The 23,780-nt window shown below is 73.5% G+C and carries 27 protein-coding genes, 2 tRNA genes and 1 other RNA gene; 10 read left to right on the top strand and 20 right to left on the bottom strand.

Annotation, left to right across the window (positions count from 1 at the left end; all coding sequences use genetic code 11):
• Positions 1 to 144 precede the first annotated feature (144 nt).
• The 6 genes from ACFW01_RS35015 to ACFW01_RS34990 all read right to left on the bottom strand — a co-directional run bounded on the left by ACFW01_RS35015 (position 145) and on the right by ACFW01_RS34990 (position 4,817).
• On the bottom strand, positions 145 to 1,065 hold the full coding sequence (locus tag ACFW01_RS35015) for an RNA polymerase sigma factor SigF (protein WP_122616462.1): 921 nt from the start codon (positions 1,063 to 1,065) through the stop codon (positions 145 to 147).
• A gap of 292 nt (positions 1,066 to 1,357) precedes the next feature.
• Complete coding sequence (locus ACFW01_RS35010; RefSeq protein WP_234956309.1) at positions 1,358 to 2,221, bottom strand: RNA polymerase sigma factor SigF; 864 nt, start codon at positions 2,219 to 2,221, stop codon at positions 1,358 to 1,360.
• A 203-nt stretch (positions 2,222 to 2,424) separates the two neighbouring features.
• Complete coding sequence (locus tag ACFW01_RS35005) at positions 2,425 to 2,718, bottom strand: Dabb family protein (RefSeq protein ID WP_234956307.1); 294 nt, start codon at positions 2,716 to 2,718, stop codon at positions 2,425 to 2,427.
• Entirely contained in the window at positions 2,718 to 2,894 is a 177-nt protein-coding gene (locus tag ACFW01_RS35000) for a hypothetical protein (protein WP_125493761.1), read from the bottom strand. Before ACFW01_RS35000 ends, ACFW01_RS35005 begins: the two co-directional genes overlap by 1 nt.
• 229 nt (positions 2,895 to 3,123) lie before the next feature.
• Complete coding sequence (locus ACFW01_RS34995; protein WP_384510419.1) at positions 3,124 to 4,023, bottom strand: DUF2690 domain-containing protein; 900 nt, start codon at positions 4,021 to 4,023, stop codon at positions 3,124 to 3,126.
• Positions 4,020 to 4,817, bottom strand: coding sequence for a peptidoglycan-binding protein (locus ACFW01_RS34990; RefSeq protein WP_384510416.1), 798 nt, complete (start codon positions 4,815 to 4,817; stop codon positions 4,020 to 4,022). Before ACFW01_RS34990 ends, ACFW01_RS34995 begins: the two co-directional genes overlap by 4 nt.
• 322 nt (positions 4,818 to 5,139) lie before the next feature.
• Between ACFW01_RS34990 and ACFW01_RS34985 the strand changes: the two genes are divergently transcribed.
• Positions 5,140 to 5,604, top strand: coding sequence for a hypothetical protein (locus ACFW01_RS34985; RefSeq protein WP_234956303.1), 465 nt, complete (start codon positions 5,140 to 5,142; stop codon positions 5,602 to 5,604).
• 41 nt (positions 5,605 to 5,645) lie between these two features.
• Here the strand turns inward: ACFW01_RS34985 and ACFW01_RS34980 are convergent.
• From ACFW01_RS34980 to ACFW01_RS34965, 4 genes are all read right to left on the bottom strand, one after another.
• A tRNA-Ser gene (locus tag ACFW01_RS34980) sits at positions 5,646 to 5,730 on the bottom strand.
• Positions 5,731 to 5,796: 66 nt separating this feature from the next.
• Entirely contained in the window at positions 5,797 to 6,228 is a 432-nt protein-coding gene (tadA, locus tag ACFW01_RS34975; RefSeq protein ID WP_234956653.1) for a tRNA adenosine(34) deaminase TadA, read from the bottom strand.
• A gap of 74 nt (positions 6,229 to 6,302) precedes the next feature.
• Positions 6,303 to 6,845 (bottom strand): hypothetical protein, encoded by a 543-nt coding sequence (locus ACFW01_RS34970; protein WP_122616986.1) that lies wholly within the window; start codon positions 6,843 to 6,845, stop codon positions 6,303 to 6,305.
• Between the two features lie 301 nt (positions 6,846 to 7,146).
• Entirely contained in the window at positions 7,147 to 7,371 is a 225-nt protein-coding gene (locus tag ACFW01_RS34965) for a DUF4461 domain-containing protein (RefSeq protein WP_161329154.1), read from the bottom strand.
• Between the two features lie 139 nt (positions 7,372 to 7,510).
• Here ACFW01_RS34965 and upp point away from each other — a divergent pair, with 139 nt between their 5' ends.
• Positions 7,511 to 8,146, top strand: a complete 636-nt coding sequence (upp, locus tag ACFW01_RS34960) for a uracil phosphoribosyltransferase (protein ID WP_122616985.1) — start codon at positions 7,511 to 7,513, stop codon at positions 8,144 to 8,146.
• Positions 8,147 to 8,236: 90 nt separating this feature from the next.
• Here the strand turns inward: upp and ACFW01_RS34955 are convergent, their stop codons facing one another.
• The 7 genes from ACFW01_RS34955 to ACFW01_RS34925 all read right to left on the bottom strand — a co-directional run bounded on the left by ACFW01_RS34955 (position 8,237) and on the right by ACFW01_RS34925 (position 12,363).
• Positions 8,237 to 8,854: a LytR C-terminal domain-containing protein gene (locus ACFW01_RS34955; protein ID WP_384510427.1), complete on the bottom strand. Its 618-nt coding sequence runs from the start codon at positions 8,852 to 8,854 to the stop codon at positions 8,237 to 8,239.
• A 110-nt stretch (positions 8,855 to 8,964) separates the two neighbouring features.
• Positions 8,965 to 9,261: a type II toxin-antitoxin system VapB family antitoxin gene (locus tag ACFW01_RS34950; protein WP_003999914.1), complete on the bottom strand. Its 297-nt coding sequence runs from the start codon at positions 9,259 to 9,261 to the stop codon at positions 8,965 to 8,967.
• Between the two features lie 155 nt (positions 9,262 to 9,416).
• Positions 9,417 to 9,551, bottom strand: coding sequence for a hypothetical protein (locus ACFW01_RS34945; protein WP_272924136.1), 135 nt, complete (start codon positions 9,549 to 9,551; stop codon positions 9,417 to 9,419).
• Between the two features lie 52 nt (positions 9,552 to 9,603).
• Complete coding sequence (locus ACFW01_RS34940) at positions 9,604 to 9,927, bottom strand: hypothetical protein (protein WP_384510410.1); 324 nt, start codon at positions 9,925 to 9,927, stop codon at positions 9,604 to 9,606.
• A gap of 82 nt (positions 9,928 to 10,009) precedes the next feature.
• Positions 10,010 to 10,687 carry an HdeD family acid-resistance protein gene (locus ACFW01_RS34935; RefSeq protein ID WP_234956301.1) on the bottom strand — a complete coding sequence of 226 codons (678 nt, stop codon included), beginning with the start codon at positions 10,685 to 10,687 and terminating at the stop codon, positions 10,010 to 10,012.
• Between the two features lie 331 nt (positions 10,688 to 11,018).
• The gene (locus ACFW01_RS34930) at positions 11,019 to 11,609 is read right to left on the bottom strand and encodes an HhH-GPD-type base excision DNA repair protein (RefSeq protein WP_234956300.1); all 591 of its coding nucleotides are present in this window, start codon (positions 11,607 to 11,609) and stop codon (positions 11,019 to 11,021) included.
• A 25-nt stretch (positions 11,610 to 11,634) separates the two neighbouring features.
• The gene (locus tag ACFW01_RS34925) at positions 11,635 to 12,363 is read right to left on the bottom strand and encodes a siderophore-interacting protein (protein WP_234956299.1); all 729 of its coding nucleotides are present in this window, start codon (positions 12,361 to 12,363) and stop codon (positions 11,635 to 11,637) included.
• Between the two features lie 83 nt (positions 12,364 to 12,446).
• Between ACFW01_RS34925 and ACFW01_RS34920 the strand changes: the two genes are divergently transcribed.
• The 5 genes from ACFW01_RS34920 (at position 12,447) to ACFW01_RS34900 (ending at position 18,442) form a co-directional block, all read left to right on the top strand.
• Positions 12,447 to 14,555: a penicillin acylase family protein gene (locus ACFW01_RS34920; protein ID WP_384510405.1), complete on the top strand. Its 2,109-nt coding sequence runs from the start codon at positions 12,447 to 12,449 to the stop codon at positions 14,553 to 14,555.
• On the top strand, positions 14,548 to 15,168 hold the full coding sequence (locus ACFW01_RS34915) for a GNAT family N-acetyltransferase (RefSeq protein WP_384510402.1): 621 nt from the start codon (positions 14,548 to 14,550) through the stop codon (positions 15,166 to 15,168). Before ACFW01_RS34920 ends, ACFW01_RS34915 begins: the two co-directional genes overlap by 8 nt.
• The gene (locus ACFW01_RS34910) at positions 15,165 to 15,656 is read left to right on the top strand and encodes a cupin domain-containing protein (protein WP_384510399.1); all 492 of its coding nucleotides are present in this window, start codon (positions 15,165 to 15,167) and stop codon (positions 15,654 to 15,656) included. The genes ACFW01_RS34915 and ACFW01_RS34910 overlap by 4 nt, the downstream gene beginning before the upstream one ends.
• 8 nt (positions 15,657 to 15,664) lie before the next feature.
• Positions 15,665 to 16,441 carry an SDR family NAD(P)-dependent oxidoreductase gene (locus tag ACFW01_RS34905; protein WP_384510424.1) on the top strand — a complete coding sequence of 259 codons (777 nt, stop codon included), beginning with the start codon at positions 15,665 to 15,667 and terminating at the stop codon, positions 16,439 to 16,441.
• A 204-nt stretch (positions 16,442 to 16,645) separates the two neighbouring features.
• Positions 16,646 to 18,442 (top strand): copper resistance CopC/CopD family protein, encoded by a 1,797-nt coding sequence (locus ACFW01_RS34900; RefSeq protein ID WP_384510396.1) that lies wholly within the window; start codon positions 16,646 to 16,648, stop codon positions 18,440 to 18,442.
• Between the two features lie 15 nt (positions 18,443 to 18,457).
• Here ACFW01_RS34900 and ACFW01_RS34895 read toward each other — a convergent pair whose 3' ends face one another.
• From ACFW01_RS34895 to ACFW01_RS34885, 3 genes are all read right to left on the bottom strand, one after another.
• Entirely contained in the window at positions 18,458 to 18,880 is a 423-nt protein-coding gene (locus ACFW01_RS34895; RefSeq protein ID WP_384510393.1) for a PIN domain nuclease, read from the bottom strand.
• Positions 18,877 to 19,092 (bottom strand): type II toxin-antitoxin system VapB family antitoxin, encoded by a 216-nt coding sequence (locus ACFW01_RS34890; RefSeq protein WP_234956291.1) that lies wholly within the window; start codon positions 19,090 to 19,092, stop codon positions 18,877 to 18,879. Before ACFW01_RS34890 ends, ACFW01_RS34895 begins: the two co-directional genes overlap by 4 nt.
• A gap of 358 nt (positions 19,093 to 19,450) precedes the next feature.
• Positions 19,451 to 19,538 (bottom strand) — tRNA-Ser (locus tag ACFW01_RS34885).
• 74 nt (positions 19,539 to 19,612) lie between these two features.
• Here ACFW01_RS34885 and ffs point away from each other — a divergent pair.
• The 3 genes from ffs (at position 19,613) to purD (ending at position 23,504) form a co-directional block, all read left to right on the top strand.
• An RNA gene (gene ffs / locus ACFW01_RS34880) (signal recognition particle sRNA small type) lies at positions 19,613 to 19,707 on the top strand.
• 47 nt (positions 19,708 to 19,754) lie between these two features.
• Positions 19,755 to 22,130 carry a DNA polymerase III subunit gamma and tau gene (locus ACFW01_RS34875; RefSeq protein ID WP_384510390.1) on the top strand — a complete coding sequence of 792 codons (2,376 nt, stop codon included), beginning with the start codon at positions 19,755 to 19,757 and terminating at the stop codon, positions 22,128 to 22,130.
• 120 nt (positions 22,131 to 22,250) lie between these two features.
• A complete protein-coding gene (gene purD / locus ACFW01_RS34870; RefSeq protein ID WP_234956259.1) occupies positions 22,251 to 23,504 on the top strand; it encodes a phosphoribosylamine--glycine ligase in 1,254 nt (417 codons plus the stop codon).
• The last annotated feature ends 276 nt before the right edge of the window (positions 23,505 to 23,780 follow it).

Raw genomic sequence — 23,780 nt, 5'->3', positions numbered from 1 at the left:
GGGTAGCCTATTTTGTTATTATTTTTGTGTTGTTGCGTCTTTGGCGGCTGAGCCCCCCCGGTCTACCCGCGGGGCCGGGCGGCGCCCCCCCGAGGTGCCGCGGCGGCCGCCGGGCTGTTGGCCGCGGAGCCGCAGGGCTGCCGCTCAGTCGGAGATGAGGCCCTCGCGCAGCTGCGACAGGGTGCGGGTGAGGAGCCGGGAGACGTGCATCTGCGAGATGCCGACCTCCTCGCCGATCTGCGACTGGGTCATGTTGGCGAAGAAGCGCAGCATGATGATCCGGCGCTCCCGGGGCGGCAGCTTGGCCAGCAGCGGCTTGAGGGACTCGCGGTACTCCACGCCCTCCAGCGCCGTGTCCTCGTAGCCCAGGCGGTCCGCCAGCGAGCCCTCGCCGCCGTCGTCCTCCGGGGCGGGGGAGTCCAGCGAGGAGGCGGTGTAGGCGTTGCCGACCGCGAGGCCGTCGACGACGTCCTCCTCGGACACGCCGAGGACGGCGGCCAGCTCACCCACGGTCGGGGACCGGTCCAGCTTCTGGGACAGCTCGTCGCTGGCCTTCGTCAGCGCCAGCCGCAGCTCCTGGAGGCGGCGCGGGACGCGCACCGACCACGAGGTGTCGCGGAAGAACCGCTTGATCTCGCCGACCACGGTCGGCATCGCGAACGTCGGGAACTCCACGCCCCGTTCGCAGTCGAAGCGGTCGATCGCCTTGATCAGGCCGATGGTGCCGACCTGGACGATGTCCTCCATCGGCTCGTTGCGGGAGCGGAAGCGCGCGGCGGCGTAACGCACCAGCGGGAGATTGAGCTCGATCAGGGTGTCCCGGACGTAGCCACGTTCCGGGCTGTCCTCGTCGAGGGCGGCGAGCCGCAGGAACAGGGAGCGGGACAGGGTGCGGGTGTCGATGGCCTCCGTGGCCGGAAGGGTCTGGGCCGGCACGGCGTCGAGGGTCGGAACGGCTTCGATGGCCTGGACGTCATCGACGGGGCCGAGCGCCTCGATCGTGTCGGGCGCGGTCTCGCTCTCCGCGAGCGCGAGCACCTTCGAGCTGCCCTGGTCTGCGGACATGCCACCCCCTTTGGGTCGCGGGACGGTCGCGGCACACGCTCCCACGCCGGGAACGCAGCCTTCACCTGAATACCGGAGCCGGGGCTCCGGCAAACGCGTCTCCGGAAGAATGTCACATGTCGGCAACGCGCTGTAGTGACATGTCGACATCCGAGACACGAATACCCCCTGGAAACAGGGGGTCTGACGGCCAATCAGGCGGATTGGGCGAGCAACGGCCCTGGTGGGCGATTCGCTCGCCCCGGTGACGTCTCGCTCGCGCTTTCGACCGTGCCCCGAGTCCGTTCCGAGGTTACGCGTCGATCCGGTTCGCGGACCTCAATCGCTGGAAACTGCGCGCCAGTAGCCGCGACACGTGCATCTGGGAGACGCCGAGTTCCGCGCTGATCTGCGACTGGGTGAGGTTGCTGTAGTAGCGCAGCAGCAGGATCCGCTGCTCCCGCTCCGGGAGCTGGACCAGCAGGTGCCGTACGAGGTCGCGGTGTTCGACGCCGTCGAGGGCGGGGTCCTCGTAGCCGAGCCGGTCGAGCAGCCCGGGCAGCCCGTCACCCTCCTGGGCGGCCTCCAGCGAGGTGGCGTGGTACGACCGCCCCGCCTCGATGCAGGACAGCACCTCGTCCTCGGTGATGCGCAGCCGCTCGGCGATCTCGGCGGTCGTCGGGGACCGCCCGAAGGAGGTCGTCAGGTCCTCGGTCGCGCTGTTGACCTGCACCCACAGCTCGTGCAGCCGGCGCGGCACGTGCACCGTGCGGACGTTGTCGCGGAAGTACCGCTTGATCTCGCCGACGACGGTGGGCATCGCGAAGGTCGGGAACTGCACGCCCCGCTCCGGGTCGAAGCGGTCGATGGCGTTGATGAGCCCGATGGTGCCGACCTGGACGACGTCCTCCATCGGCTCGTTGCGGGAGCGGAAGCGGGCGGCGGCGTAGCGCACCAGCGGGAGGTTGGCCTCGATGAGCGCCGCGCGCACCCGGTCGTGCTCCGGCGTGCCCGGGGTGAGGTCCTTGAGTTCACCGAAGAGCACCTGGGTCAGGGCCCGGGTGTCGGCGCCGCGGCTGCGCGGCGGCGCGGGGGCCTCCGGTTCCTGGGGCTGGGCCTCGGCCGAGACCTGGGTGGGCGGTGCGGGCGGTGCTTGAGGCGCAGTACTGGCCGGCACGGTCAACTCCACCTCGTGATCAGTCAGCTCTTCCGTCAACTCATCCGTCAAAAGCGGTCATAGCATCACAAGACATGTCCACTGTGTGCAAGCACCGCATAACGCCGTGTTGAGGGGCAGCAGAACGGCCCCGCACCGGGCAGGTGCGGGGCCGGGGAGCGCGCGGGCCGGGGACGCGGGCCGGAACCGGAGCCCGTCCGGCGCTAGAACTCGTAGTCGGCGATCACCCAGGTGGCGAACTCGCGCCAGAGCGCGACGCCGGCCTGGTGCGCCGGGTGTTCGAGGTAGCGGGTGAGGGCGTCGGCGTCGTCGACGGCCGAGTTGATGGCGAAGTCGTACGCGATGGGCCGGTCGCTGATGTTCCAGGCGCACTCCCAGAAGCGCAGCTCCTCGATCCGGCCGCCGAGCGCCCGGAAGGCCTCGACGCCCTGGACGACGCGCGGGTCGTCGCGCTCGACGCCGTCGTTCAGCTTGAACAGCACGAGGTGGCGGATCATCACTTTCCTCCGTTGGCGGCCCAGGTCATGAAGTCGCCGACGGCGCTCGCCGCGTCGGAGATGCCCTGGAAACCTATCTGGACGTAGTCGGCGGCCTTCGCCGGATCCGTGATGATCACATACAGCGCGAAGACCACGAGCACGTAGACGGCGATCTTCTTCGAGTTCACCGCCACCGCGGCCTCCCCTGTCCCTTTCGACGCACGCCTTTCGGTCGAACATGATCGCACGAAGGGCCCCGTCTTTCGACGGGGCGTTTCGCCGGAGCGGGACCTCCCACCGCGACGAGGGCTGCTTCTCGTCGCCGAGCGGGACGGACGGCAGCACCTTGGCGCCCTCGGCCATGGGACCTCGGCGCCTTTGACGAAACCCCCACTCCGGCATCGACACCCGCGAGGCGGGACGCTACCCGCGAGAGCCCGGCGGCAGGGAGGGCGAGGGGGCCCTGCTCGCGGCAGCGGCCCCGCCCACACGTGCCTCGAAGCACTCCCGTTCGCCGTCGGCCGCCGTCGGCCGGAAGCAGGCCCGTACGGTGCTGCCGGGGTTGACCTCGGTCATCTCGGTGTACATGAAGGCCGCCGCGTCGTCCGCGTTCCCGATGCGCACACCGTGGGTCGGGCCACCTGCCGTGACGTCCAGCCGGTCGCCGATCTCGGTCCCCCAGGTCCGGGCCCAGCTCGTACCGCACTTCTCGCTGTGCCGCAGCTCGACGTGGGCGCCAGTGGCGGTGCGGTACGCGGCGAGGGTGTCGGGACCGATGCCACAGATCAGGCGCATCGGGTCCCGGCCCTCGCAGGCGGCCCCGTGGCACAGGGGGGCAAGGGAGAAGGGGACGGAGGCCGGCAGCGGTTCGCCCTTCGGCGCCTCCGAGTCCGGCAGCAGGAGGAACAGCAGGGCCGCGACCCCACCGACGATCACGGTGTACGCCGATGCCAGCAGCACCAGGAGCCTGCTCCTGCCGAGGGGCCGCCCGGTCCCGGCGGGCGGTGACGGCTCAGGATGCGGAGGCGGCGGTTCGTCCGCCGGAGAGGGAGGGGCGGACGCGGAGGTGGAGGCGGCCACCGCGCGTCCGCTCCAGCGCGACTCGGCGATCTCCCACAGCGCCAGCGGCCGCCCCTCCGGTTCGTCCGCGAGCCGGCACAGTTCCCGTACAGCAAGGCGTGGAGGCAGGCTCTTCCCGTTGAGGTAGCGCTCCCACGAGGACTTGCTGTACGCCGTCCGCTCCGCCAGTGCCGCCAGGCTCAGCCCCGCACCGGCGCGCAGCTCCCGCAGTGCCGCGACCAGCCGGGTGTGTTCCGGGGTCACGTCGGATCCGCCTCCCGCAGGGCCTTCCAGGTGGGCGGGTCGATGACGCCGTTCACGATCAGCCCGTTCCGCTTCTGCATGCGCTCGACCGCGCGCCGCGTCTTCGGGCCGAAGACACCGTCGATGTCCCCCGGCGCGGTGCCCGCCCGGCGCAGCAGGCACTGTGCCTCGGCCACTTCGAGTCCCACCTGGGTGTTGGACAGGAGGATGTCGGTGGTCCGGCTCAGCCCCGCGTACCAGTGGCCGTCGGCTCTCTCCAGCCGGCAGGTGTAGATGACCGGCACCAGGGACTCCGTCACGGTGGCCGGGACGGTCGTGACGGCGTCGCCGCGCTCGCGGGCGAGCTGGGCACGGGCCTCGGTGAGCCGCACGGCGAGCAGGAGCGCCACGGAGACGGACAGCACCGTGACGACGGCCGCCGCGGTGACCGCGGCGTGCACAAGGCGCCCGTGCGGCTGCCGCTCCCCGCGCGTGCGCGCCGGGGCGGCTGCCGGGCTCCCGGGTGGCTCGGTGGCGTCCGGGCGTCCCTCCGCCCAGCGTTGGGCCGCGATCTCGTGCAGGGCCAGCAGCCGGGTCGGGTCGTCACCGCCGACGCGGCACATCGCCTCGACGGCCTCCCGCGGCGGCAGGGCCCTGCCGTTCAGATATCTCTGCCACGACTTCGCGCTGTATCCGGTCCTCGCCGCCAGTTGCCGCGTGCCGAGTTCACTGCGGTCCTTCAGCCCGCGCAGTCGCACGACCAGCCGGTGGACGGGTGCGGGTAACTCCGCGGGCAGTTCCTTCCAGCGCGACACACTTCCCCCCATCGCGTTGTGCACCGCGGGCCCGGCCCTCGTGCATCGTCGGCCTCATTCTGCATCAGCCGCCGACGGGTGACACAGAGCGTGCGCCCGCCCCGAGGCGACCCCGCACCGGCGCGCACCAGCCGTCCCTCTCGTCGCGGTCCCGCCGGAGTGACTCGGCGGGCGCCATGCGTGCAGGTCAGCGCGTGGGATGTCCCGGGACGAGGCCACTTCCGGCTCAGCTGTGGCCGCCCGTCCCGCCGGCCCCGCAGTCTCGTTGCGGACCCGGCCGCCGCGGCCGGCTCCGCTCATGCCACCTCACAGGAGTGTTCCCATGACGCTGAAGAGAAAGCTGGCGGCGACCCTGCTCACCGCCGGACTGGCCGCGACCTCGGGCCTGCTGACGGCCCCGTCCGCCTCCGCCAGCAGCATGTACGACTGCTCGTACCCCCGCGTGTGCCTGTACGACGGCGCCTACTCCGCCCGCAACGTGTTCGGCTATTTCCAGGACACCTACTACCAGAACATCCCGGACGGCGGACGGAACCGGGCGGACGCGGTCGTCAACACCCGCAACGACGACTCGGTCTGGCTGCTCGACACCGGCGCCTCCCCGGACGCGTACATCTGCATCCCGCGCAACACCGCCGTGAACCTCGGCGACTACGCGCACCCGGGCGGCGGCACCTGGGCGAACGACGTCGACACCATCAAGATCTGGGGCGACCCGGACGACGGGAAGTGCAGCGGCACCTTCCAGGTCAGGCAGGGGCGGGTCAAGGACGGCTGGCGTCCCTGATCGCACGAGGGGCCCCGTCTTTCGACGGGGCCCCTCAAGAGCGGTAGCGGAGGGATTTGAACCCTCGGTGACTTGCGCCACACTCGCTTTCGAGGCGAGCTCCTTCGGCCGCTCGGACACGCTACCGAGAGAGACCTTACAACAGAGTGCGGCCTGGTCTGAAATCGGTTGTGGACGCCCGGCACGGGGCCGTCAGCGGTCCCGGAAGAAGTCCGTGAGCAGCAGGGCGCAGTCGTCCGCGAGCACGCCCTCGATCACCTCGGGACGGTGGTTGAGCCGGCGGTCGCGCACGACGTCCCACAGGGAGCCGGCCGCGCCCGCCTTGTCGTCGCGCGCGCCGTAGACGACGCGGTCCACCCGGGACTGCACCAGCGCGCCCGCGCACATCGTGCACGGCTCCAGGGTGACGACGAGCGTGCAGCCGGCCAGCCGCCACTCACCGAGCGCGGCAGCCGCCCGCCGGACCGCGAGCACCTCGGCGTGGGCCGTCGGATCGCCGGTGGCCTCGCGTTCGTTGTGCCCGGCCGCCAGGACGGTCCGGCCGTCCGGCGCCAGCAGGACGGCGCCGACCGGGACGTCCCCGCCCCGCGCGGCCCGCCCGGCCTCGGCCAGGGCGAGCCGCATCGCGGTCCGCCACCGGTCGCGCACCGGGTCGGGCGGTACGGCGCGGTCCGTGTCGTCCTCCTGCTCCGGTCCGGTCAGCGGACGGTCTCCAGTACGTCGGAGGCGCCCAGCGCCTCGGCGATCTCTCCGACCGCGTCCCCGGACATCGAGCGCAGTTCCTTCTCGCTCACGCCGAGGTCGTCGAGGACCTCCGGGTCACCGACCGGGCCGTGCGGCACGGCCTCGCCGGCGCCGGCGGCACCGTCGGCGCCCTCGGCCCCGTCCTCGTCGTCGTCGGACTCGCCGTCCTCGGTGCCGTCGAGGTCGAGGGCGTCGAGGTCGTCGTCGTCACCGGGGTCCCGGCCGAGCAACTCGTCGGTGAGCAGGATCTCGCCGTAGCTGCTGCGGGCGGCCGCGGCGGCGTCCGAGACGTAGATGCGCGGGTCCTCCTCACCGTCCACCCGGACGACTCCGAACCACGCGTCCTCCTGCTCGATCAGCACGAGCACCGTGTCCTCGTCGGGTGAGGCCTCCCGGGCCAGGTCGGCCAGATCCGACAGGGTCTCCACATCGTCGAGCTCCGTGTCGCTCGCTTCCCACCCGTCTTCGGTGCGCGCGAGCAGTGCGGCGAAGTACACCGTGACTCTCCCACTGGTCATAGGCGTGCCGGTTGGGGGTCCCCCCGGCGGAGGCTGTGGGCGGGGGGAGCGGTGCTCCGGGCCCACCCACTCGGAATCGTGGCAGAAACAAGGCGCTCAGGGGACGTCTTCGGAGCCCTGTGTCCGGCAGTTTCGCCCGGCGTCCCGGGAAGTGCGTCCCCGGGCAGCCGCTCTGTCGCCGCCACGTGCGGATCGTACGCGGATTCCTCCGGGTCCCCGCGTACGTCCGTTCCGACCAACGTCGGCGCGGCGCGCGATCTTCCCCGGCCGGGGCGGAAGGTCACCAGCGGAAGGTGCGCATGCGCATCGCGTGCCGCAGCCGGGCGACCTTGACGCGGCGCGGCTGCACGCGGTCCCGCAGCTCACGGGCCTCCGCGAGGTCGCGCAGGAACTGGGCCCGGCGCCGTCGCCGCTCGGCCCCCCGGTCCCGTTCCGTCTCCGTACCGCGTCGTGCCCCAGGCTCCTCGCCGCGGGCCGGCATGTCGTGGAAGTTCCGGTCAGGCACAGTCTCACCACCCAGTCTCCGTCCCTCCCGCCTTCCCCCGCCCGGGCGGTTTGACTCCGGTGAATGAGTGGCGCGGCGGTCCGGTGGCTTGCCCGCCGCGGGGACGAGGGCCCCACGGGGCCCGGTTACTGTGGGGGACATGCGTCTCCACGTCGTCGACCACCCCTTGGTCGCCCACAAGCTCACCACGCTGCGCGACCAGCGCACCGACTCCGCGACCTTCCGCCGCCTCGCCGACGAGCTGGTCACCCTGCTCGCCTACGAGGCCACGCGCGACGTGCGCACCGAACAGGTCGACATCCGCACGCCGGTCTCGCAGACCACGGGCGTCAAGCTCTCCCACCCGCGCCCGCTGGTCGTGCCGATCCTGCGGGCCGGCCTGGGCATGCTCGACGGCATGGTCCGGCTGCTGCCGACCGCGGAGGTGGGCTTCCTCGGCATGATCCGCAACGAGGAGACGCTCGAGGCCTCCACCTACGCGACCCGCATGCCGGAGGACCTGTCCGGTCGCCAGGTGTACGTCCTGGACCCGATGCTGGCCACCGGCGGCACCCTGGTCGCGTCGATCCGGGAGCTGATCAAGCGCGGGGCCGACGACGTGACGGCCGTGGTGCTGCTCGCCGCCCCCGAGGGTGTCGAGCTGATGGAGCGCGAGCTGGCAGGCACCCCGGTGACCGTGGTGACGGCCTCGGTGGACGAGCGTCTCAACGAGCAGGGCTACATCGTCCCGGGCCTCGGCGACGCGGGCGACCGCATGTACGGAGCGGCCGAGTAGTACCGGCAGGTACGGAGCGGCCCGGCCATACCCGCCAGGCCGCTCAGCAGCCGCATCCAAGGGCTGCCCAACAGCCGTCTCCAGGGCCGCTCAGCAGCTCTTCTTCTCCGCGGTGGGCGTCGGCTGCGGCGCGCTCAGCCGGGTCAGCGCCGCGTCGGCGTCCGCCGGCTTCGCCAGCCCCTTGAAGGCGTTGCCGATGATCAGGTCGACCTCGGCGCCCTTGCGGGCCGCGTCGACGCGGGGTTCGGCACCGGCCACCTGGGTGCCGAGCACGGTGAGCGAACTCTTCAGGGAGGCGGCCGGGCCGAGCAGGAGGCCCGTGCCGTCGACCTTCTTGTCGTACTCCTTGGGCGCGTTGCTCACTTCGCCGATGCGGAAGCCGCGCTTCTTCAGCTCGTCGGCGGTCTTCTGCGCGAGCCCGCCGCGGGTCGTCGCGTTGAGGACGTTGACGGTGACCTGACCGGGCTTCGGCAGCTTGGCCGCGGCGGGCGCGGCGCTCGTCCTCGCGGACGCGGTGACACACCCCGCGGCACCGGCCGCCGAGGCCTTGTCGCCGCCGGTGAACACGTCCACGAGCTGGAGCGTGCCCCAGCCGAGCACGCCGAGGACGGTGACGCCCGCGACGCCGAGGAACGCGAGCCTGCCGCGTCGCCGGGCCGGGCGCATCCGGGGGTACTTGTCCCCCGTGATCTTGTACTGGCCACCCATGCCGGGAGGAGTCAGCATGCTCATGGGCGCAGCGTAATGCGCCGGGACGGCGATGCCTATTAGATGATCAGCAGACGTTCCGTGGTTCGCCGCAAGGCAACCCGAAAGGGTCAGTCGAGTTCGAGAACCCGCGCGTGCAGCACCTGCCGCTGCTGGAGCGCGGCGCGCACCGCGCGGTGCAGACCGTCCTCCAGATACAGGTCGCCCTGCCACTTCACGACGTGCGCGAAGAGGTCGCCGTAGAAGGTGGAGTCCTCGGCGAGGAGGGTTTCCAGATCGAGCTGGCCCTTGGTCGTCACGAGCTGATCGAGGCGGACCGGGCGCGGAGCGACGTCCGCCCACTGCCGGGTGCTTTCCCGGCCGTGGTCGGGGTACGGCCGGCCGTTTCCGATGCGCTTGAAGATCACACGGAAAGCCTACCGGCCCGGACGTTGCGGGCGCAGCCATGGCGCCCGAGTGCGGCGCTGGAAATGACGCCGTAAAGGGGATCAATCGGGAAGGCGGACGCGCCGCCGGCGGTGGAGGCGGTCCCGAACCCGCCTCCACCGCCCGGTCCGTCGTCTCAGCCGCGGCTCCCTTCCCGCGTGGGGAGCGGCCGTTCGGTCGGAGCCTGCGGCGCGTGGCCGGACTTGGGGGTGCTGCGGGCGGCCTCGGCGCGCAGGAGGGCGCGCAGGACGGCGTAGGGGTCGTTGGGCATGACTGCTCCTGTCTCCGTGTACGGGATTCCGTGCTGCTGGAGCCCGGTCCCGTCAGCAGCGCAGAACCACGGAGCGCGGGCCGTGCGCGCGGGACGCGGGCACGGCCGGAACAGGGCGTGCGAAACGCGCACGCTGGGCCGCCCGCCGGACCACGGGCCGCTGCGGCCCGGCCCGCCGCTCACCGCGCACGGGAGCGCGCAGCGCGCTGTCGGCCTGGTCGTACTCCCCCACCGCCCCGGCGGCCACCGTCACGGTGGGCACCGTCTCGGCCGTGGCGTGCGCGCAGGGCACGATCAGGGCGAGCAGCAGCACGAGCACCCGCAGCCAGGCGGTGCGCCCGGCGCGTGCGGTGGCGGCGTGCGGTGCGGGGCTCACGTCACTCGTGTCCCCGCCCGGGGTACGCGGTCCATCGCGCCGGGTATGAGAACCGCTCGCTCGGCGTAGGCACGGACGCCGTTCACAGCTCGTGCGGGGCCTGACGCGCGCGTTCGCGCAGCCGCAGCGAGGTGACGGTCTCGACGAGGCCGACGACGACCAGCCACCAGCCGCCGACCAGCATGAGGACGGAGGCCGACTCGACCGGCGAGATGATCAGGACGATGCCGGCCACCACGGTGACGGCACCGAGGAAGACGTGCCAGCCGCGCGCGGGCATCGCCGGGTCGTGCACGGCGGCCACGGTCTGGGTGACGCCGCGGAACAGCCAGCCGATGCCGATCCACAGGGCGAGCAGCAGCACGGACTGGAGGGGTCCGCGGAAGCAGAACAGCCCCAGCAGGATCGACACGGCGCCGCTGATGAACGCCAGCACCCGCAGCGAGGCCGTCCGGTGCGTGCCGAAGGCGGCGGCCAGCTGGAGGATGCCGCTGGCGAGGAGATAGAGCCCGAAGAGCACGCCGGCGGCGAGCAGCGAGGCGCCGGGCCACACGAGGACGAGCACGCCGAGGACGAGTGAGGCGATGCCGGTGAACAGCACGGTCCGCCACGCGGCGCGGGAGAGCAGCTGCAGGGGGCCTTCGAACGCGGGCTCAGGCTCGGACCGACCGCCGCCGGTGCCGCGCACACCGTGCCGCGCGTGCACCCCGCGATCGTCGTACGGCGTCCCTCCGGGAGGCCCACTCGGTGGCTCGGTCATGCTCCATGCTGGGAACGCCCCCGCCGCTCCCGCCACTTGAGACGGTCCACGGGGCTGACAGGGCCACCTGCCCGACGTCCCCCGGCACCCGGCGGCTGCGGGCCGGGAGTGGGTGTCGGGGTCCGGCGCTTGCCGGTGCCGCCGCGCCCACCCGTGCCGCCCTGGGGGCCTCCCAGGCCGTTCACGCACGGGGGAGGCACGACTGCACGACTGCCCGACCGCCCGCAGCCACGCCGGAGAGCCGCGACGCCACGGCCCCGACCCACAAACGCACCGCGCTACGCGCGCCCGCCGCCGAAGCAGCCACAGGCCGCCGCAGGCACCCCGCCCCCTACGTGCCGGAGGCCTTGGCCTTCGCCGCCGCCTTCATCTCCTGCTTGTGCGCCCGCACCTTCGTCAGCGACTCCGGCCCCGTGATGTCCGCGACGGAGCGGAACGCGTCCGCCTCCCCGTACGCACCGGCCGCCTCCCGCCACCCCTCGGGCCGTACGCCCAGCTGCTTGCCCAGCAGTGCCAGGAAGATCTGCGCCTTCTGCTTGCCGAACCCCGGCAGCTCCTGGAGCCGCTTCAGCAGCGCCGCCCCCGTCTCGGCCCCCCGCCACACCCCCTCGGCGTCACCGTCGTACGTCTCCACGAGGTACCGGCACAGCTGCTGGATGCGCCCCGCCATCGACCCCGGGTACCGGTGCACGGCCGGCTTGTCGGAGAGCAGCGCCGCGAACCCCTCGGGGTCGTACGCCGCGATGTCGTGCGCGTCCAGGTCCTCGGCCCCCATGCGCCGCGCGATGGTCGACGGCCCCTTGAACGCCCACTCCATCGGCACTTGCTGGTCGAGCAGCATGCCGACGAGCGCGGCGAGGGGGCTGCGGCCGAGGAGTTCGTCGGCCTCGGGGTCCTGGGCGAGGTGCAGTGTGACGTCCATGCCCCCGATGATCGCGCGTACCGGCTCAGGACGCGCGCCAGTACCCCAGCGCGTTCACCCGCTGCTTGGCGAGCCCCAGCTCCTTGCGGGCGTACGAGGCCAGCGCCCGCGTGGTCGCCGTGTCGCACGCGATCCAGACGTACGGCTCGCCCCCGGCACCCCGCACCAGCTCCGGCAGCTCCTCCTTCACCCGGGCCACCAGATGCGCCCCCGCGTCCCGGCGCGGCACCGCACGCACCTCGTGGCGCCCGGGATCCGTACGGAAGGGCAGCCCGTCGTCCGCGTCCCCCTCGAACCAGACCGTCGCCGGCACCGGCCCCAGCGCGTCGAGCAGCGAGTTCAGCGCGGGCAGCGACGCCGGGTCCGCGACCGCGAACACGCGCGAGGGAGCGGGGTCCGGGAAGTCGAACCCCGTGCCCTGGACGGTCGCCTCGATGGTGTCCCCCGGCTTCGCCGCCCGCGCCCAGTCGCTCGCGCACCCCTCGTGCAGGGCGAACTCCATGCTGAAGGTGCCGGCCGCCGCGTCGGGGTCGACCAGGGTGTAGCCCCGCTGGTGCGGCTTGCCCGCGTTCTCGAACCACAGCCGCACCCACATCGTCGGATGCACCCCGGTCGCCGCCAGCATGCCGCCGTCGGTCAGCCGCAGCCGCCGGAACTCCGGGGTCACGTCCTCCGCGTCCGTCACCGTGAACTCGAAGTCCTTCGCGCGCATCAGCTTGAGGACCGCGCCCTCCCAACCCCGCCCCTGCCCCATCGTTTCTTCACCCTTCACGTACTATTCGGCCACCACGGCAATACTTAGGTGAGCCTAACCTAAAGGAAAGTAGAGGCACAGGGGTGAGCGCCGAGACATACCGCGACGCCTGGGGGATCCCCCACCTGCGCGCGGACAGCGCGGACGAACTCGCCCGCGCCCAGGGCCGGGTGACCGCCCGGGACCGGGCCTGGCAGCTGGAGGTCGAACGGCACCGCGCCCAGGGCACCTCGGCGTCCTTCCTCGGCCCCGAGGCCCTCTCGTGGGACCGCCTCGCCCGGCGGGCACGCCTCGCCGACACCGCCCGCCGGTGCTACGCGGCCCTGGAGCAGAAGGACCCGGAGACGGCCGCGTGGGTGCGGGCGTACGTGGACGGCGTCAACGCGGGCCTGGCCGACCACGGACAGGACGGCGGCACAGCCGCCCCCGAATTCACCCGCGCCGGCCTCACCCCCGGCCGCTGGGAACCCTGGACCCCGCTCGCGGTCTGGCTCGCCACGCACATCCTCTTCGCCGGCTTCCCCGCCAAGCTCTGGCGCGAGCACATCACCACCCACCTCGGCCCGGAGGCCGCCGCCCTCTTCGCCACCGACGGCCCCGGAACCGCCGGCAGCAACGGCTGGCTGGTCGGCGGAGACCGGACCACGACCGGGCACGCGGTCATCGCGGGCGACCCGCACCGCTGGATCGAGGACCCCGGCGTCTACCAGCAGATCCACCTGTCCTGCCCGGAGTTCGACGTCGTCGGCCTCGCCGTCCCCGGCATCCCCGGCATCGCCCACTTCGGCCACACCGGAACGGTCGCCTGGGCCATCACCAACGCGATGTCCGACTACCAGGACCTGTACCGGGAGCGACTGCGCCGCACCGGCGCCGGCGTCGAGGCCCTGGGCCCCGACGGCACCTGGCACCGCGCCGCCCGGCACACCGAACTGATCCGGGTCGCGGGGGAGAAGGGGACGGAGGGGGAGACCGTGGAGGTCGAGGTCATCGAGACCGACCGGGGTCCGGTGATCGCCGGCGGACCCGAGGGCCTCGACGACGGCACCCCGGCCGCCCTCAGCCTCCGCTACCCGCCCCGCGTCACCGCCGACCTCGGCTTCGGCGCCCTGCTGCCCCTGCTCCGCGCGCGCGGCGTCGCCGACGTGGACCGGGCCCTGGACGCGTGGGCGGAGCCGGTCAACGTGGTGCAGGCCGCCGACACCGAGGGCGGACTGCTGCACCGGGTGGCCGGACGCGTACCGGTACGGCCGGACGCCAACCGCCTGCGCCCGGTGCCCGCCTGGGAGCCGGGCCACGAGTGGGACGGCTGGCACACCCCGCCCCGGGCCGGCCTCACCGACGGCGTCGCCGTGATGGCCAACCAGCGCGGCCCCGCGACCCCGCTCGGCATCGAGTTCGCGCCGCCGCACCGCGCCGACCGCATCACCGCCCTGCTCGCCGCCAAGGAGCGCTGGTCGGCGGCGGACATGCCGGCCATCCACGTGGACACCCACCTCGGGTCGGCCGCCGCCCTCCTCGACCGCCTCGCCGGCCTGGACGGCCTGACCCCCGAGGCCGCCGCCCTCCGCGACCGCCTCCTGGCCTGGGACCGTCACATGGACGCCGACAGCGCCGACGCGGCCCGCTACGCAGCCGTGCGCACAGAGGTCGTACGGCGGCTGGCGGCACACCCGGTCCTCGCCCCGGCGTCCGTGCCGCCCGCGTACCCCGAGGTGCTCCAGCCCTGGCTCGCCCTCGTGCCGCGCGTCGGACACGCCCTCGAACACCTGCTGCGCGCGGAGGACCTGTACGGCATCGACCGCGCCGCCGCCGTCCGCGCCGCGCTGGAGGAGGTCGCCGCGCGGCCTCCGGCCGGCACCTGGGGCGACACCCACCGCCTCGCCGCCTGGCGGGCGCTGCCGGACACCACGTCCGCCCCCGCACCCGGCCCGCGGCTCTCCGGCGACCACGACTGCGTCCTGTGCACGTCCCCGGTGCCCGGCGTCACCGACCGGGCCGCCCGTGGCCCCGCCGCCCGCTACGTCTGGGACCTGGCCGACCGGGGCAACAGCCGCTGGGCGGTACCCCACGGCGCCTGGGGCACCCCCGGTTCGCCGCACCACCGGGACCAGCAACGCCTGTGGCTCAGCGGGGACCTCGCCCCCGTGATCACGGACTTCGACCAGCTCACGAAGGAATCACATGCCTGACCCGCGCACCCCCTCGTACGCCATCCGCACCCCCCTCCACGAGCAGCACCTCGACGGCTTCGGCACCGTCCGCGTCCTCCCCCTCGACGCCGCCGAGGACGCCGAGGTGATCCACCGCTGGGTGAGCGAGGAGCGGGCGGCGTTCTGGGGGATGACGGAACTGACGCGGGACCAGGTCCAGGCCGTCTACGCGCACATGGACACCCTCGACACCCACCACGCCCACCTGGTCGTCAAGGACGGCGAGCCGGTCGCCCTGCTCCAGACCTACGAGCCCGGGGCCGACCGGGTGAGCGCGTGCTACGACGTCGAGCCCGGCGACATCGGCGTCCACCTGCTGCTGGCCCCGGCCGGAGCGGAGGGCACCCGCCCCGGCTGGACCGCGGCGCTCGCGGCAACCCTGATGGCGTACGTACTGCTGGGCCTGGACCGGACCCGGATCGTGGTCGACCCGGACACCGGCAACGAGAAGGCGATCGCCCGCTTCCTGAGGCAGGGCTTCACCCCCGGACCCGCGGTCGTCCTGCCCGAGATCGACCTGCCGGACGTCCACCTGCCCGAGAAGAAGGCGCAACTCGCTTTCCTCCGCCGGGAGGTAGCGTTCCCGGCGTGACTTCGCCGCCCACCGCAGAGGACCTGATCGCGCACTACGGACTGGAGCCGATCCCCCGCGAGGGCGGCCTGTTCCGGCGCACCTGGGCAGGCCCCGAAGGCCCGGACGGCCGCCCCGCGGGATCGGCCATCGTCGCCCTGCTCACCGCCCGCCCGGGCGACTTCTCCGCGCTGCACCGCCTGCCCACCGACGAGGTCTGGCACTTCTACCTCGGCGATCCGCTGGAACTGCTGCTCCTCTCCCCCGACGGCGGCACGCGTACGGCCGTCCTGGGACCGGACGTCCTGGGCGGCGAGCACGTGCAGTTCACGGTCCCCGCCGGCACCTGGATGGGCGCCGGCGTGGCGGCCGGCGGCGCGTGGACGCTCTTCGGGTGCACGATGGCGCCCGGATTCACCTACGAGGACTACGAGCACGGCGACGCGGCCGACCTCACGGCGCGCTATCCGGACCGGGCCGCGCGGATCGTGGAACTGTGCCGCCCATGAATCCGCCCATGAACCCGCCCACCCGGCTCCTCGACGGTCAGGTGGCGCTCGTCACGGGCGCCGGCGGCACCATCGGCCGCGGCATCGCGCTGCGGTTCGCCGAGGAGGGCGCGGCGGTCGCGCTGCACTGCCGTACGTCGGTCGCGGTGGCGCGGGAGACGGCCGGCCGGGTCCGGGAACGCGGCGGAAGCGCCACCGTCCTGCGGGCCGACCTCACCGACGAGGACGCCGCCCGGCGCCTGGTCGAGGAGGCCGCCGACTGGGGCGGCGGACGGCTGACGGCGCTGGTCAACAACGCGGGTGTGCAGCCGCTGCGGGACCTGCCCGGCATGACGGCCGCCGAGTGGCGTGCGGTCGTGGACACCAACCTCACCGGCGTCTTCGCCTGCACCCAGGCCGCGGCCGGGATCATACGGGCCCAGGACGGCGGCGGCTCGGTCACCCACATCGCCTCCATCGAGGCGTCCGCCCCCGCGCCCGCCCACGCGCACTACAGCGCCTCCAAGGCGGCGGTCGTGATGCACGCCCGTTCGGCGGCCCTGGAGTACGGCCCGTGGGGGGTCAGGGTCAACTCCGTCTCGCCCGGCCTCATTGACCGCGAGGGCCTCGACGAGGCATGGCCGGAGGGCGTACGGCGGTGGCGGCGGGCGGCGCCCACGGGACGGCTGGGGCGCCCGGAGGACGTGGGCGACGCGTGCGTGTTCCTCGCCTCGGGGCTGGCGTCCTGGATCACCGGCCACGACCTCGTGGTGGACGGCGGGGTGACGGCGCGCCCGTCGTGGTGAGGATCCGCCCGGCGGGCGGGTGAGCGGGACGGCCGCCGGGTCCGTACGTATCCCCGAGGCAGTGGGTCCCGACGACGGAGATGCGACGTGAGGTGTGTGGGCGGTGCACGCGCTGGAGCCCGAGGGCGGGGAGGCCGGCCGGACCGGCGGGCGGGAACGGAGCGCCGGGACCGCCGGCCGGACCGGGGCGGAGTCCGGCGGCTGGTGCTGCTGGGCGCCGTGCTGGTCCTGCTCCTCCTCGGCGGCGCGGGCCCCGCGTCCGCCCACGCCACCCTCACCTCCACCGACCCCGGCGACGGAACCGTCGTCCAGCGGGCCCCCGGCCACGTCACCCTGACCTTCAGCGAGTCCGTCGGCCTGCGCGACGACTCCTTCCGCGTCCTCGACCCCGGCGGCCACCGGCTGCGCACGGGGGAGGCCGGCCGCGCCGACGGCCGCTCCGACACGGCCCGCGTCGGCCTGCCCGCCGGGCTGGGGGAGGGCACCTACACCGTGGCCTGGCGGGTGGTGTCGGCCGACAGCCACCCCGCGTCCGGTGCCTTCACCTTCTCGGTCGGCCGGCCCTCCACGACGACCGCGCCGGTGGACACGGGCCCCTCCGAGGACCCCCTGACCGCCACCCTCAACCAAGCCGCCCGCTACCTCTCCTACCTCGCCGCCGCCCTGCTCATCGGCATCGCGGCCTTCGTCGTCCTGTGCCGCCCGCCGGACGCCTCCGCACTGCGCCGCCCCCTGGTCGCGGGCTGGTGGACCCTGCTGGGCGCCACGCTCGCCCTGCTCGTCCTGCGCGCCCCGTACGAGGCGGGCACGGGACCGGCAAGCGCCCTGGACGCGGGCGCGTTCGCCGGCACCCTCACGACCCGCCCCGGCGTACTGCTGCTGGCCAGGCTGGTGCTGCTCGCGCCGGTGGCGCTGTTCCTGGTGCGCATGGGCCGCGCGGACCGGCACCGGGAGCGCCGCCCGCTGACCGCCGCCGTGGGCGCCGTACTCGCCCTCGCCCTCGCGTCGACCTGGGGCGCCGCCGAGCACGCCTCAGCCGGCATCCAGGTGCCGCTCGCGGTGACGTCCTTCGTGCTGCACCTGCTGGCCACGGCGGTCTGGCTCGGCGGCCTCGTCGCCCTGCTCGTCACCCTGCGCGCGGCCCCGGACGCCGCCACGGTCGCGCGCTTCTCGCGCATCGCCCTCGTCTCCGTGACCGTCCTGGTCGCCACCGGCGTCTACCAGTCCTGGCGCGGCCTCGGCTCCTGGCAGGCGCTCACCGGGACGGCCTACGGCAGGCTGCTGCTCGCCAAGGTGGCCCTGGTGACCGTACTGCTGGCCGCGGCGGCCGTGTCCCGGCGCTGGACGGCCGCACTGGCGACGGCCCGGAGGCCGGTACGGCAGCGGGAGCGCGAGCGGATACCGGAACCGGTCCCGGCCGGCGGCCCACCCGCCCCGGAGCCGGAACCCCTCGAACCCGCGCCGCCCGCCCCCGACGACCCCTCCGCGCCCGACGACCCCTCCACCGCCGCGGCCGCACTCCGCCGCGGACTGCGCCGCTCCGTCCTGGCCGAGGCGGTCGTCGCCGCCGTCGTCCTGGTGGTCACGACCGTGCTCACGAGCACCGTGCCGGGCCGGGCGGCGGACGAGGCGGCGCGGGCCGTGCCGGCCGGCGGGGTGCTGCCCGCGTCCGTCACCACGATCCCCTTCGAGATCGGCGGCTCCGGCCGCGGCACGGTCCAGATCACCCTGGACCCCGGCCGCACCGGCGACAACGCCGTACAGGCCGTGGTCTTCGGCCCCGACGGCGCCCTGGCCGCCGTACCCGAACTCCGCCTCTCCTTCACCCTCCCCGACAAGGACGTCGGCCCCATCGAAGCGCGACTCGTCGACCGGGGCGGCTACTGGAGCGCCAACACCCTCACCCTCCCCCTCCCCGGCACCTGGACCATGCGCACGACGGTCCGCGTCTCGGAGATCGACCAGGTGAGCGAGGAGCGGCGGATCCGGATCGGACGGTGAGGGCCGACGGGTGACCTACCGGCCGTTCTCCGGGCCGTACCACTGGAGAGCCTGCCCGGTCACTGCGGCGATGCACTCGAAGTCGTGGTCGCGATGGAGCAGGGCGAGTCCCTGCAGCTCAGCGGTGGCGGCGACGACCAGATCGACCACTCCGGCACTCCGGTGCTTCCCCTGCCTGGTGAGGGCTTCCTGGACCTGCCATGCGCGATCGTATGCGCGGTCGTCGACGGGCACCCAGCCGAAGATCAGCCGCATGTCTTCGATTCCCCGCGCTCGATCGGCGGCCGACCGAGCGCTGTAGAAGAACTCGAGCTCAGTGATGGGGCAGGCAGCGATGAGTCCAGCGGCTGCGGCCTGGTCCCATCCATACTTCTCCGCGTCCCCGCGCATGAACCGTGCGAGTGCGCTGGTGTCGATCAGGAACTGGGCCGCGTTCACCGGCGGTAGTTCTCCTTGCTCTCGAACAACTCCAGATCGAACGCGCCGTCGCCTGCCGCGGCCCGAAGCCGGGCGAGAGCCAGAGCGCGACGCCGGCTCTCCAGCACCTCACGCAGAGCGGTGTTGACGGTCTCCTTCTTGGTGCTCGTGCCAAGTGCCTTCGCCACGTCCGCGACCAGGTCATCGTCCAAGTCGATGACAGTCCGAGTCATGTGCGCCTCCTGATATCAAAGGTGGAACCAAGTATATCTCCCAGGTGCATCTCTGGATGGTCGCTGAGGGGCCCGACCGGGGGCCGCTGAGGACGGCTCTCAGCTGCTCTGGCCGAAGGCGAAGGAGGCGCGACCACCGTCGCCGGCGCCCGCGATCAGCCGACTGGCGGCTTCACGCTTCCCCACAGGACGGTCCGGCGCTCCCGCGGCCCGATGCGAATCCCTGCCGTGGAACGTGCCGCTGGCGCCGCTGTGCTGGACGCCCACCGTCGGAGCTCACAGCTGACGACCGAAGACACACGCCGAAGGGCCCCACCTCAAGCGGTGGGGCCCTTCGACATCGTGCCCGGTGAGGCACTGGCGGAGGATACGAGATTCGAACTCGTGAGGGGTTGCCCCCAACACGCTTTCCAAGCGTGCGCCCTAGGCCTCTAGGCGAATCCTCCGCCGAGAACATTACATGACGTGGAGGAGTGCTTGCGAACTCGTTCTGAGCGCCCCACATCGGGTAACGTGTGGCCCAGCCCCTCACGCGGCGCTATCTGACTGAACTCCCCCAGGGCCGGAAGGCAGCAAGGGTAGGTTGGCTCTGGCGGGTGCGTGGGGGGCGTTCGCGTTCGCGGGCGATCCGGTTGTCAGTGGACGCCTATAACCTCGTAGGCGTGTCGTCTCTCGCGCTCTACCGCCGTTACCGCCCGGAGTCCTTCGCCGAGGTCATCGGGCAGGGGCATGTCACCGACCCGCTGCAGCAGGCGCTGCGGAACAACCGGGTCAATCACGCGTACCTGTTCAGCGGTCCGCGCGGATGCGGCAAGACGACCAGCGCCCGGATCCTGGCGCGGTGCCTGAACTGCGAGCAGGGGCCCACGCCCACCCCCTGCGGTGCGTGCCAGTCGTGCCAGGACCTCGCGAGGAACGGGCCGGGGTCCATCGACGTCATCGAGATCGACGCCGCCTCGCACGGAGGCGTGGACGACGCCCGTGACCTGCGCGAGAAGGCCTTCTTCGGGCCCGCCCGGAGCCGGTACAAGATCTACATCATCGACGAGGCCCACATGGTCTCCCCGCAGGGCTTCAACGCCCTGCTGAAGGTCGTCGAGGAGCCCCCGGAGCACCTCAAGTTCATCTTCGCGACCACCGAGCCCGAGAAGGTCATCGGGACCATCCGCTCGCGCACCCACCACTACCCCTTCCGCCTCGTGCCGCCCGGCACCCTGCGCGACTACCTCGCCGAGGTCTGCGGCAAGGAGCAGATCGCGGTCGCGGACGGGGTGCTGCCGCTGGTCGTCCGGGCCGGCGCGGGGTCCGTCCGTGACTCGATGTCCGTCATGGACCAGCTCCTCGCGGGCGCCGGCGCGGACGGTGTGACGTACGACATGACGACCGCCCTGCTCGGCCACACGGACGGCTCGCTGCTCGACTCCGTCGTCGAGGCGTTCGTCACAGGGGACGGCTCGGCCGCCTTCGGGGTCGTGGACCGGATCATCGAGGGCGGCAACGACCCGCGGCGCTTCGTCACCGACCTGCTGGAGCGCCTGCGCGACCTGGTGATCCTCGCCGCCGTGCCCGACGCCGCGGAGAAGGGGCTCATCGACGCCCCCGCCGACGTCATCGAGCGGATGCAGGCGCAGGCGCGGTCCTTCGGCGCCGCCGAGCTGAGCCGCGCCGCCGACATCGTCAACGAGGGGCTCACCGAGATGCGCGGCGCCCACTCGCCCCGTCTCCAGCTGGAGCTGATCTGCGCGCGCGTGCTGCTGCCCGCCGCGTACGGCGACGAGCGGTCGGTGATGGCACGCCTGGACCGGATCGAGCGCGGTGTGCAGTTCTCCGGGGGCGCGGGCGCTCCCGCCATGGGATACGTGCCGGGGCCCGAGGCGCACAGCGGTGGCGGGGGCGCCGCCCCTCCGGTCGCGCCGGGCGGCGGGCCCGCGGCGGCCCGGGCGGCCGTACGGGCACCGGGCGGCGCGGCGGCTCCGGCGACCGGCGCGGGTCCCGGTCCCTGGGAAGGCGAGGGCGGCGGCTCCCACGGTGGGGGGCAGCAGCCTCATGCGGCACCGGCACCGGCACCGGCATCGGCACCCGCTCCCGCCGCCGAACCCCCGGCTCCGGCTCAGGCTCCCACCTCCACTCCCACTCCTGCCCCCACTCCCGCCCCTGCCGCCGAGCCCGGTCCCGCCTCCGCGCCGGGTGCCTGGCCGACCGCGGCACCCGCCGGTGGCGGGCGACGGCCGGGAGGGTGGCCCACGGCGGCACCGGCGGGCGGCGGACCGGCCCGGACGCCGGCCGCTCCCGGCCCCGCCGCGGCTCCGCCCGCCGCCTCGGCGCCCGCACCGGCCGCCTCCACGCCTCCGCCCGCCTCCCCGCCGCCGGGCGGCGGGGTCGACCCCCGCTCGCTCTGGCCCAACATCCTGGAGGCGGTCAAGAACCGCCGCCGGTTCACCTGGATCCTGCTCAGCCAGAACGCCCAGGTGACCGGCTTCGACGGCACCTCCCTCCAGATCGGCTTCGTCAACGCCGGTGCTCGCGACAACTTCGTGAGCAGCGGCAGCGAGGACGTGCTGCGCCAGGCCCTGGCCGAGCAGTTCAACGTGCAGTGGAAGATCGACGCGGTCGTCGACCCCTCCGGCGGTTCGTCGCCTCCGCCTCCCGCCGGGCCCTCCGGTGGCCACGGCGGATCCGGCGGCGGTGGCGGCTTCGGCGGCGGTGGCGGCTTCGGCGGCGGCGGAAGCGGTGGCTTCGGGGGCGGCGGAAGCGGAAACGGTGGCTTCGGGGGCGGCGCGCCCGCCCCGCAGCCGTCGGCGCCCGGGCCCGCCGCCCCGCCGCCCGCCGCGCCGCCGGCTCCGGACTCCGGCCGCTCCTCGGCACCGCCCGCCGCCCCCGCTCCCCGCCCGCCGGCGCCCGAGCCGCGCCAGGTCTCCCCCGAGGACGACATCCCCGAGGAGGACGACCCGGACCTCGACGAGTCCGCGCTCTCCGGCAGGGATCTGCTGGTACGGGAGCTGGGGGCGACGGTCGTCGAGGAGATCGCGCACGAGTAGCAGCGGGGGCCGCGGGTGCGTCCCGCCGCGCGCGGCCTGGAGGAATCCACAAGGCTCCGCCGCCCCGCCCTTCGGAAGCCCGCACAAGGGGCCCCGGTCCTTTCCCATTAGGCTGGCCCCGTGAAGGTCCTTGTCATCGGCGGCGGCGCCCGCGAACACGCCCTGTGCCGTTCCCTGTCCCTCGACCCCGACGTGACCGCGCTGCACTGCGCACCCGGCAACGCCGGTATCGCCGAGGTCGCCGAACTGCACCAGGTCGACGCCCTCGACGGCGCGGCCGTCACCGCGCTGGCCGAACGCCTCGGTGCCGAGCTGGTCGTGGTCGGCCCGGAGGCGCCCCTGGTCGCCGGGGTCGCCGACGCCGTGCGCGAGGCCGGCATCCCGGTCTTCGGCCCCTCCGGGGAGGCCGCGCGGCTGGAGGGCTCCAAGGCTTTCGCCAAGGACGTCATGGCAGGAGCCGGCGTCCCCACCGCCCGCTCGTACGTCTGCACCACCCCGGCCGAGGTCGACGCGGCCCTCGACGCCTTCGGCGCCCCGTACGTCGTCAAGGACGACGGGCTCGCGGCCGGCAAGGGCGTCGTCGTCACCGGTGACATCGAGGCGGCCCGGGCGCACGCCGCGGCCTGCGACCGCGTCGTCATCGAGGAGTTCCTGGACGGCCCCGAGGTCTCCCTCTTCGCCATCACCGACGGCGACAACGTCCGCCCGCTCCAGCCCGCCCAGGACTTCAAGCGCGCCCTGGACGGCGACGAGGGCCCCAACACCGGCGGCATGGGCGCCTACTCGCCGCTGCCGTGGGCCGACCCCAAGCTGGTCGACGAGGTCGTGGAGAGCGTGCTCCAGCCGACCGTCGACGAGATGCGCCGGCGCGGCACCCCGTTCTCCGGGCTCCTGTACGCCGGTCTGGCGATCACCTCGCGCGGCGTCCGCGTGATCGAGTTCAACGCCCGCTTCGGCGACCCCGAGACCCAGGTCGTGCTGGCCCGCCTGCGGACCCCGCTGGCCGGGCTGCTGATGGCCGCCGCTACCGGCAACCTCGCCGACCTGGAGCCGCTGCGCTGGAGCGACGACGCGGCCGTCACCGTGGTCGTGGCCTCCCACAACTACCCCGGCACCCCGCGCACCGGCGACCCGATCACCGGCCTCGCCGAGGTGGCCGGCCAGGACGCCCCGCACGCCTACGTCCTGCACGCCGGCACCCGTGCCGAGGGCGACGCCGTCGTCAGCGCCGGCGGCCGCGTCCTGTCCGTCACGGCCACCGGCACGGACCTCACCGAGGCCCGCGACCGCGCCTACCGGGCCGTCGCCCGCATCGGCCTCGACGGCTCGCAGCACCGTACGGACATCGCCGCGAAGGCCGCCGCGGGCGCCTGACCGGCTCCGCGAGACTGCCCGCGCACCGCAACCCCACAGGCCCCGGCTCCGTCCAAGGAACCGGGGCCTGATCCTTGCGTTCCGTCATCCACCTTTCCCCAAAGCCATTCCATCGAGTGACCGATAGCCCATACGGCTGACGGGCACGAAGGCCCCAACTATGGTGCCGCGCAAGCGTTCCGGCACATGGCCCACCGACATTGCGATGTCAGTGGCGGGTGCCACAGTGGGGGAGTGAGCACCAGCAGACGAGCAGTGGACGAGCCAGGACAGACA

This window comes from Streptomyces sp. NPDC058985 (genome assembly GCF_042740985.1).
GTDB lineage: Bacteria > Actinomycetota > Actinomycetes > Streptomycetales > Streptomycetaceae > Streptomyces.
This window is presented reverse-complemented; position numbering and strand designations above follow the sequence as displayed.

What these genes read in the sequence shown, in the direction of transcription:
- ACFW01_RS34930 (WP_234956300.1), bottom strand. Translation starts at nt 11,609, where the DNA reads ATGGACGTCACACTGCACCTCGCCCAGGACCCCGAGGCCGACGAACTC.
- ACFW01_RS34945 (WP_272924136.1), bottom strand. Translation starts at nt 9,551, where the DNA reads ATGCCCAACGACCCCTACGCCGTCCTGCGCGCCCTCCTGCGCGCCGAG.
- ACFW01_RS34935 (WP_234956301.1), bottom strand. Translation starts at nt 10,687, where the DNA reads ATGACCGAGCCACCGAGTGGGCCTCCCGGAGGGACGCCGTACGACGAT.
- tadA (WP_234956653.1), bottom strand. Translation starts at nt 6,228, where the DNA reads ATGCGGCTCGCCCTGGCCGAGGCCGGGCGGGCCGCGCGGGGCGGGGAC.
- ACFW01_RS34985 (WP_234956303.1), top strand. Translation starts at nt 5,140, where the DNA reads ATGACGCTGAAGAGAAAGCTGGCGGCGACCCTGCTCACCGCCGGACTG.
- ACFW01_RS34890 (WP_234956291.1), bottom strand. Translation starts at nt 19,092, where the DNA reads ATGACTCGGACTGTCATCGACTTGGACGATGACCTGGTCGCGGACGTG.
- ACFW01_RS35015 (WP_122616462.1), bottom strand. Translation starts at nt 1,065, where the DNA reads ATGTCCGCAGACCAGGGCAGCTCGAAGGTGCTCGCGCTCGCGGAGAGC.
- upp (WP_122616985.1), top strand. Translation starts at nt 7,511, where the DNA reads ATGCGTCTCCACGTCGTCGACCACCCCTTGGTCGCCCACAAGCTCACC.
- ACFW01_RS34955 (WP_384510427.1), bottom strand. Translation starts at nt 8,854, where the DNA reads ATGGGTGGCCAGTACAAGATCACGGGGGACAAGTACCCCCGGATGCGC.
- ACFW01_RS34905 (WP_384510424.1), top strand. Translation starts at nt 15,665, where the DNA reads ATGAACCCGCCCACCCGGCTCCTCGACGGTCAGGTGGCGCTCGTCACG.
- ACFW01_RS34915 (WP_384510402.1), top strand. Translation starts at nt 14,548, where the DNA reads ATGCCTGACCCGCGCACCCCCTCGTACGCCATCCGCACCCCCCTCCAC.
- ACFW01_RS35005 (WP_234956307.1), bottom strand. Translation starts at nt 2,718, where the DNA reads ATGATCCGCCACCTCGTGCTGTTCAAGCTGAACGACGGCGTCGAGCGC.
- ACFW01_RS34925 (WP_234956299.1), bottom strand. Translation starts at nt 12,363, where the DNA reads ATGGGGCAGGGGCGGGGTTGGGAGGGCGCGGTCCTCAAGCTGATGCGC.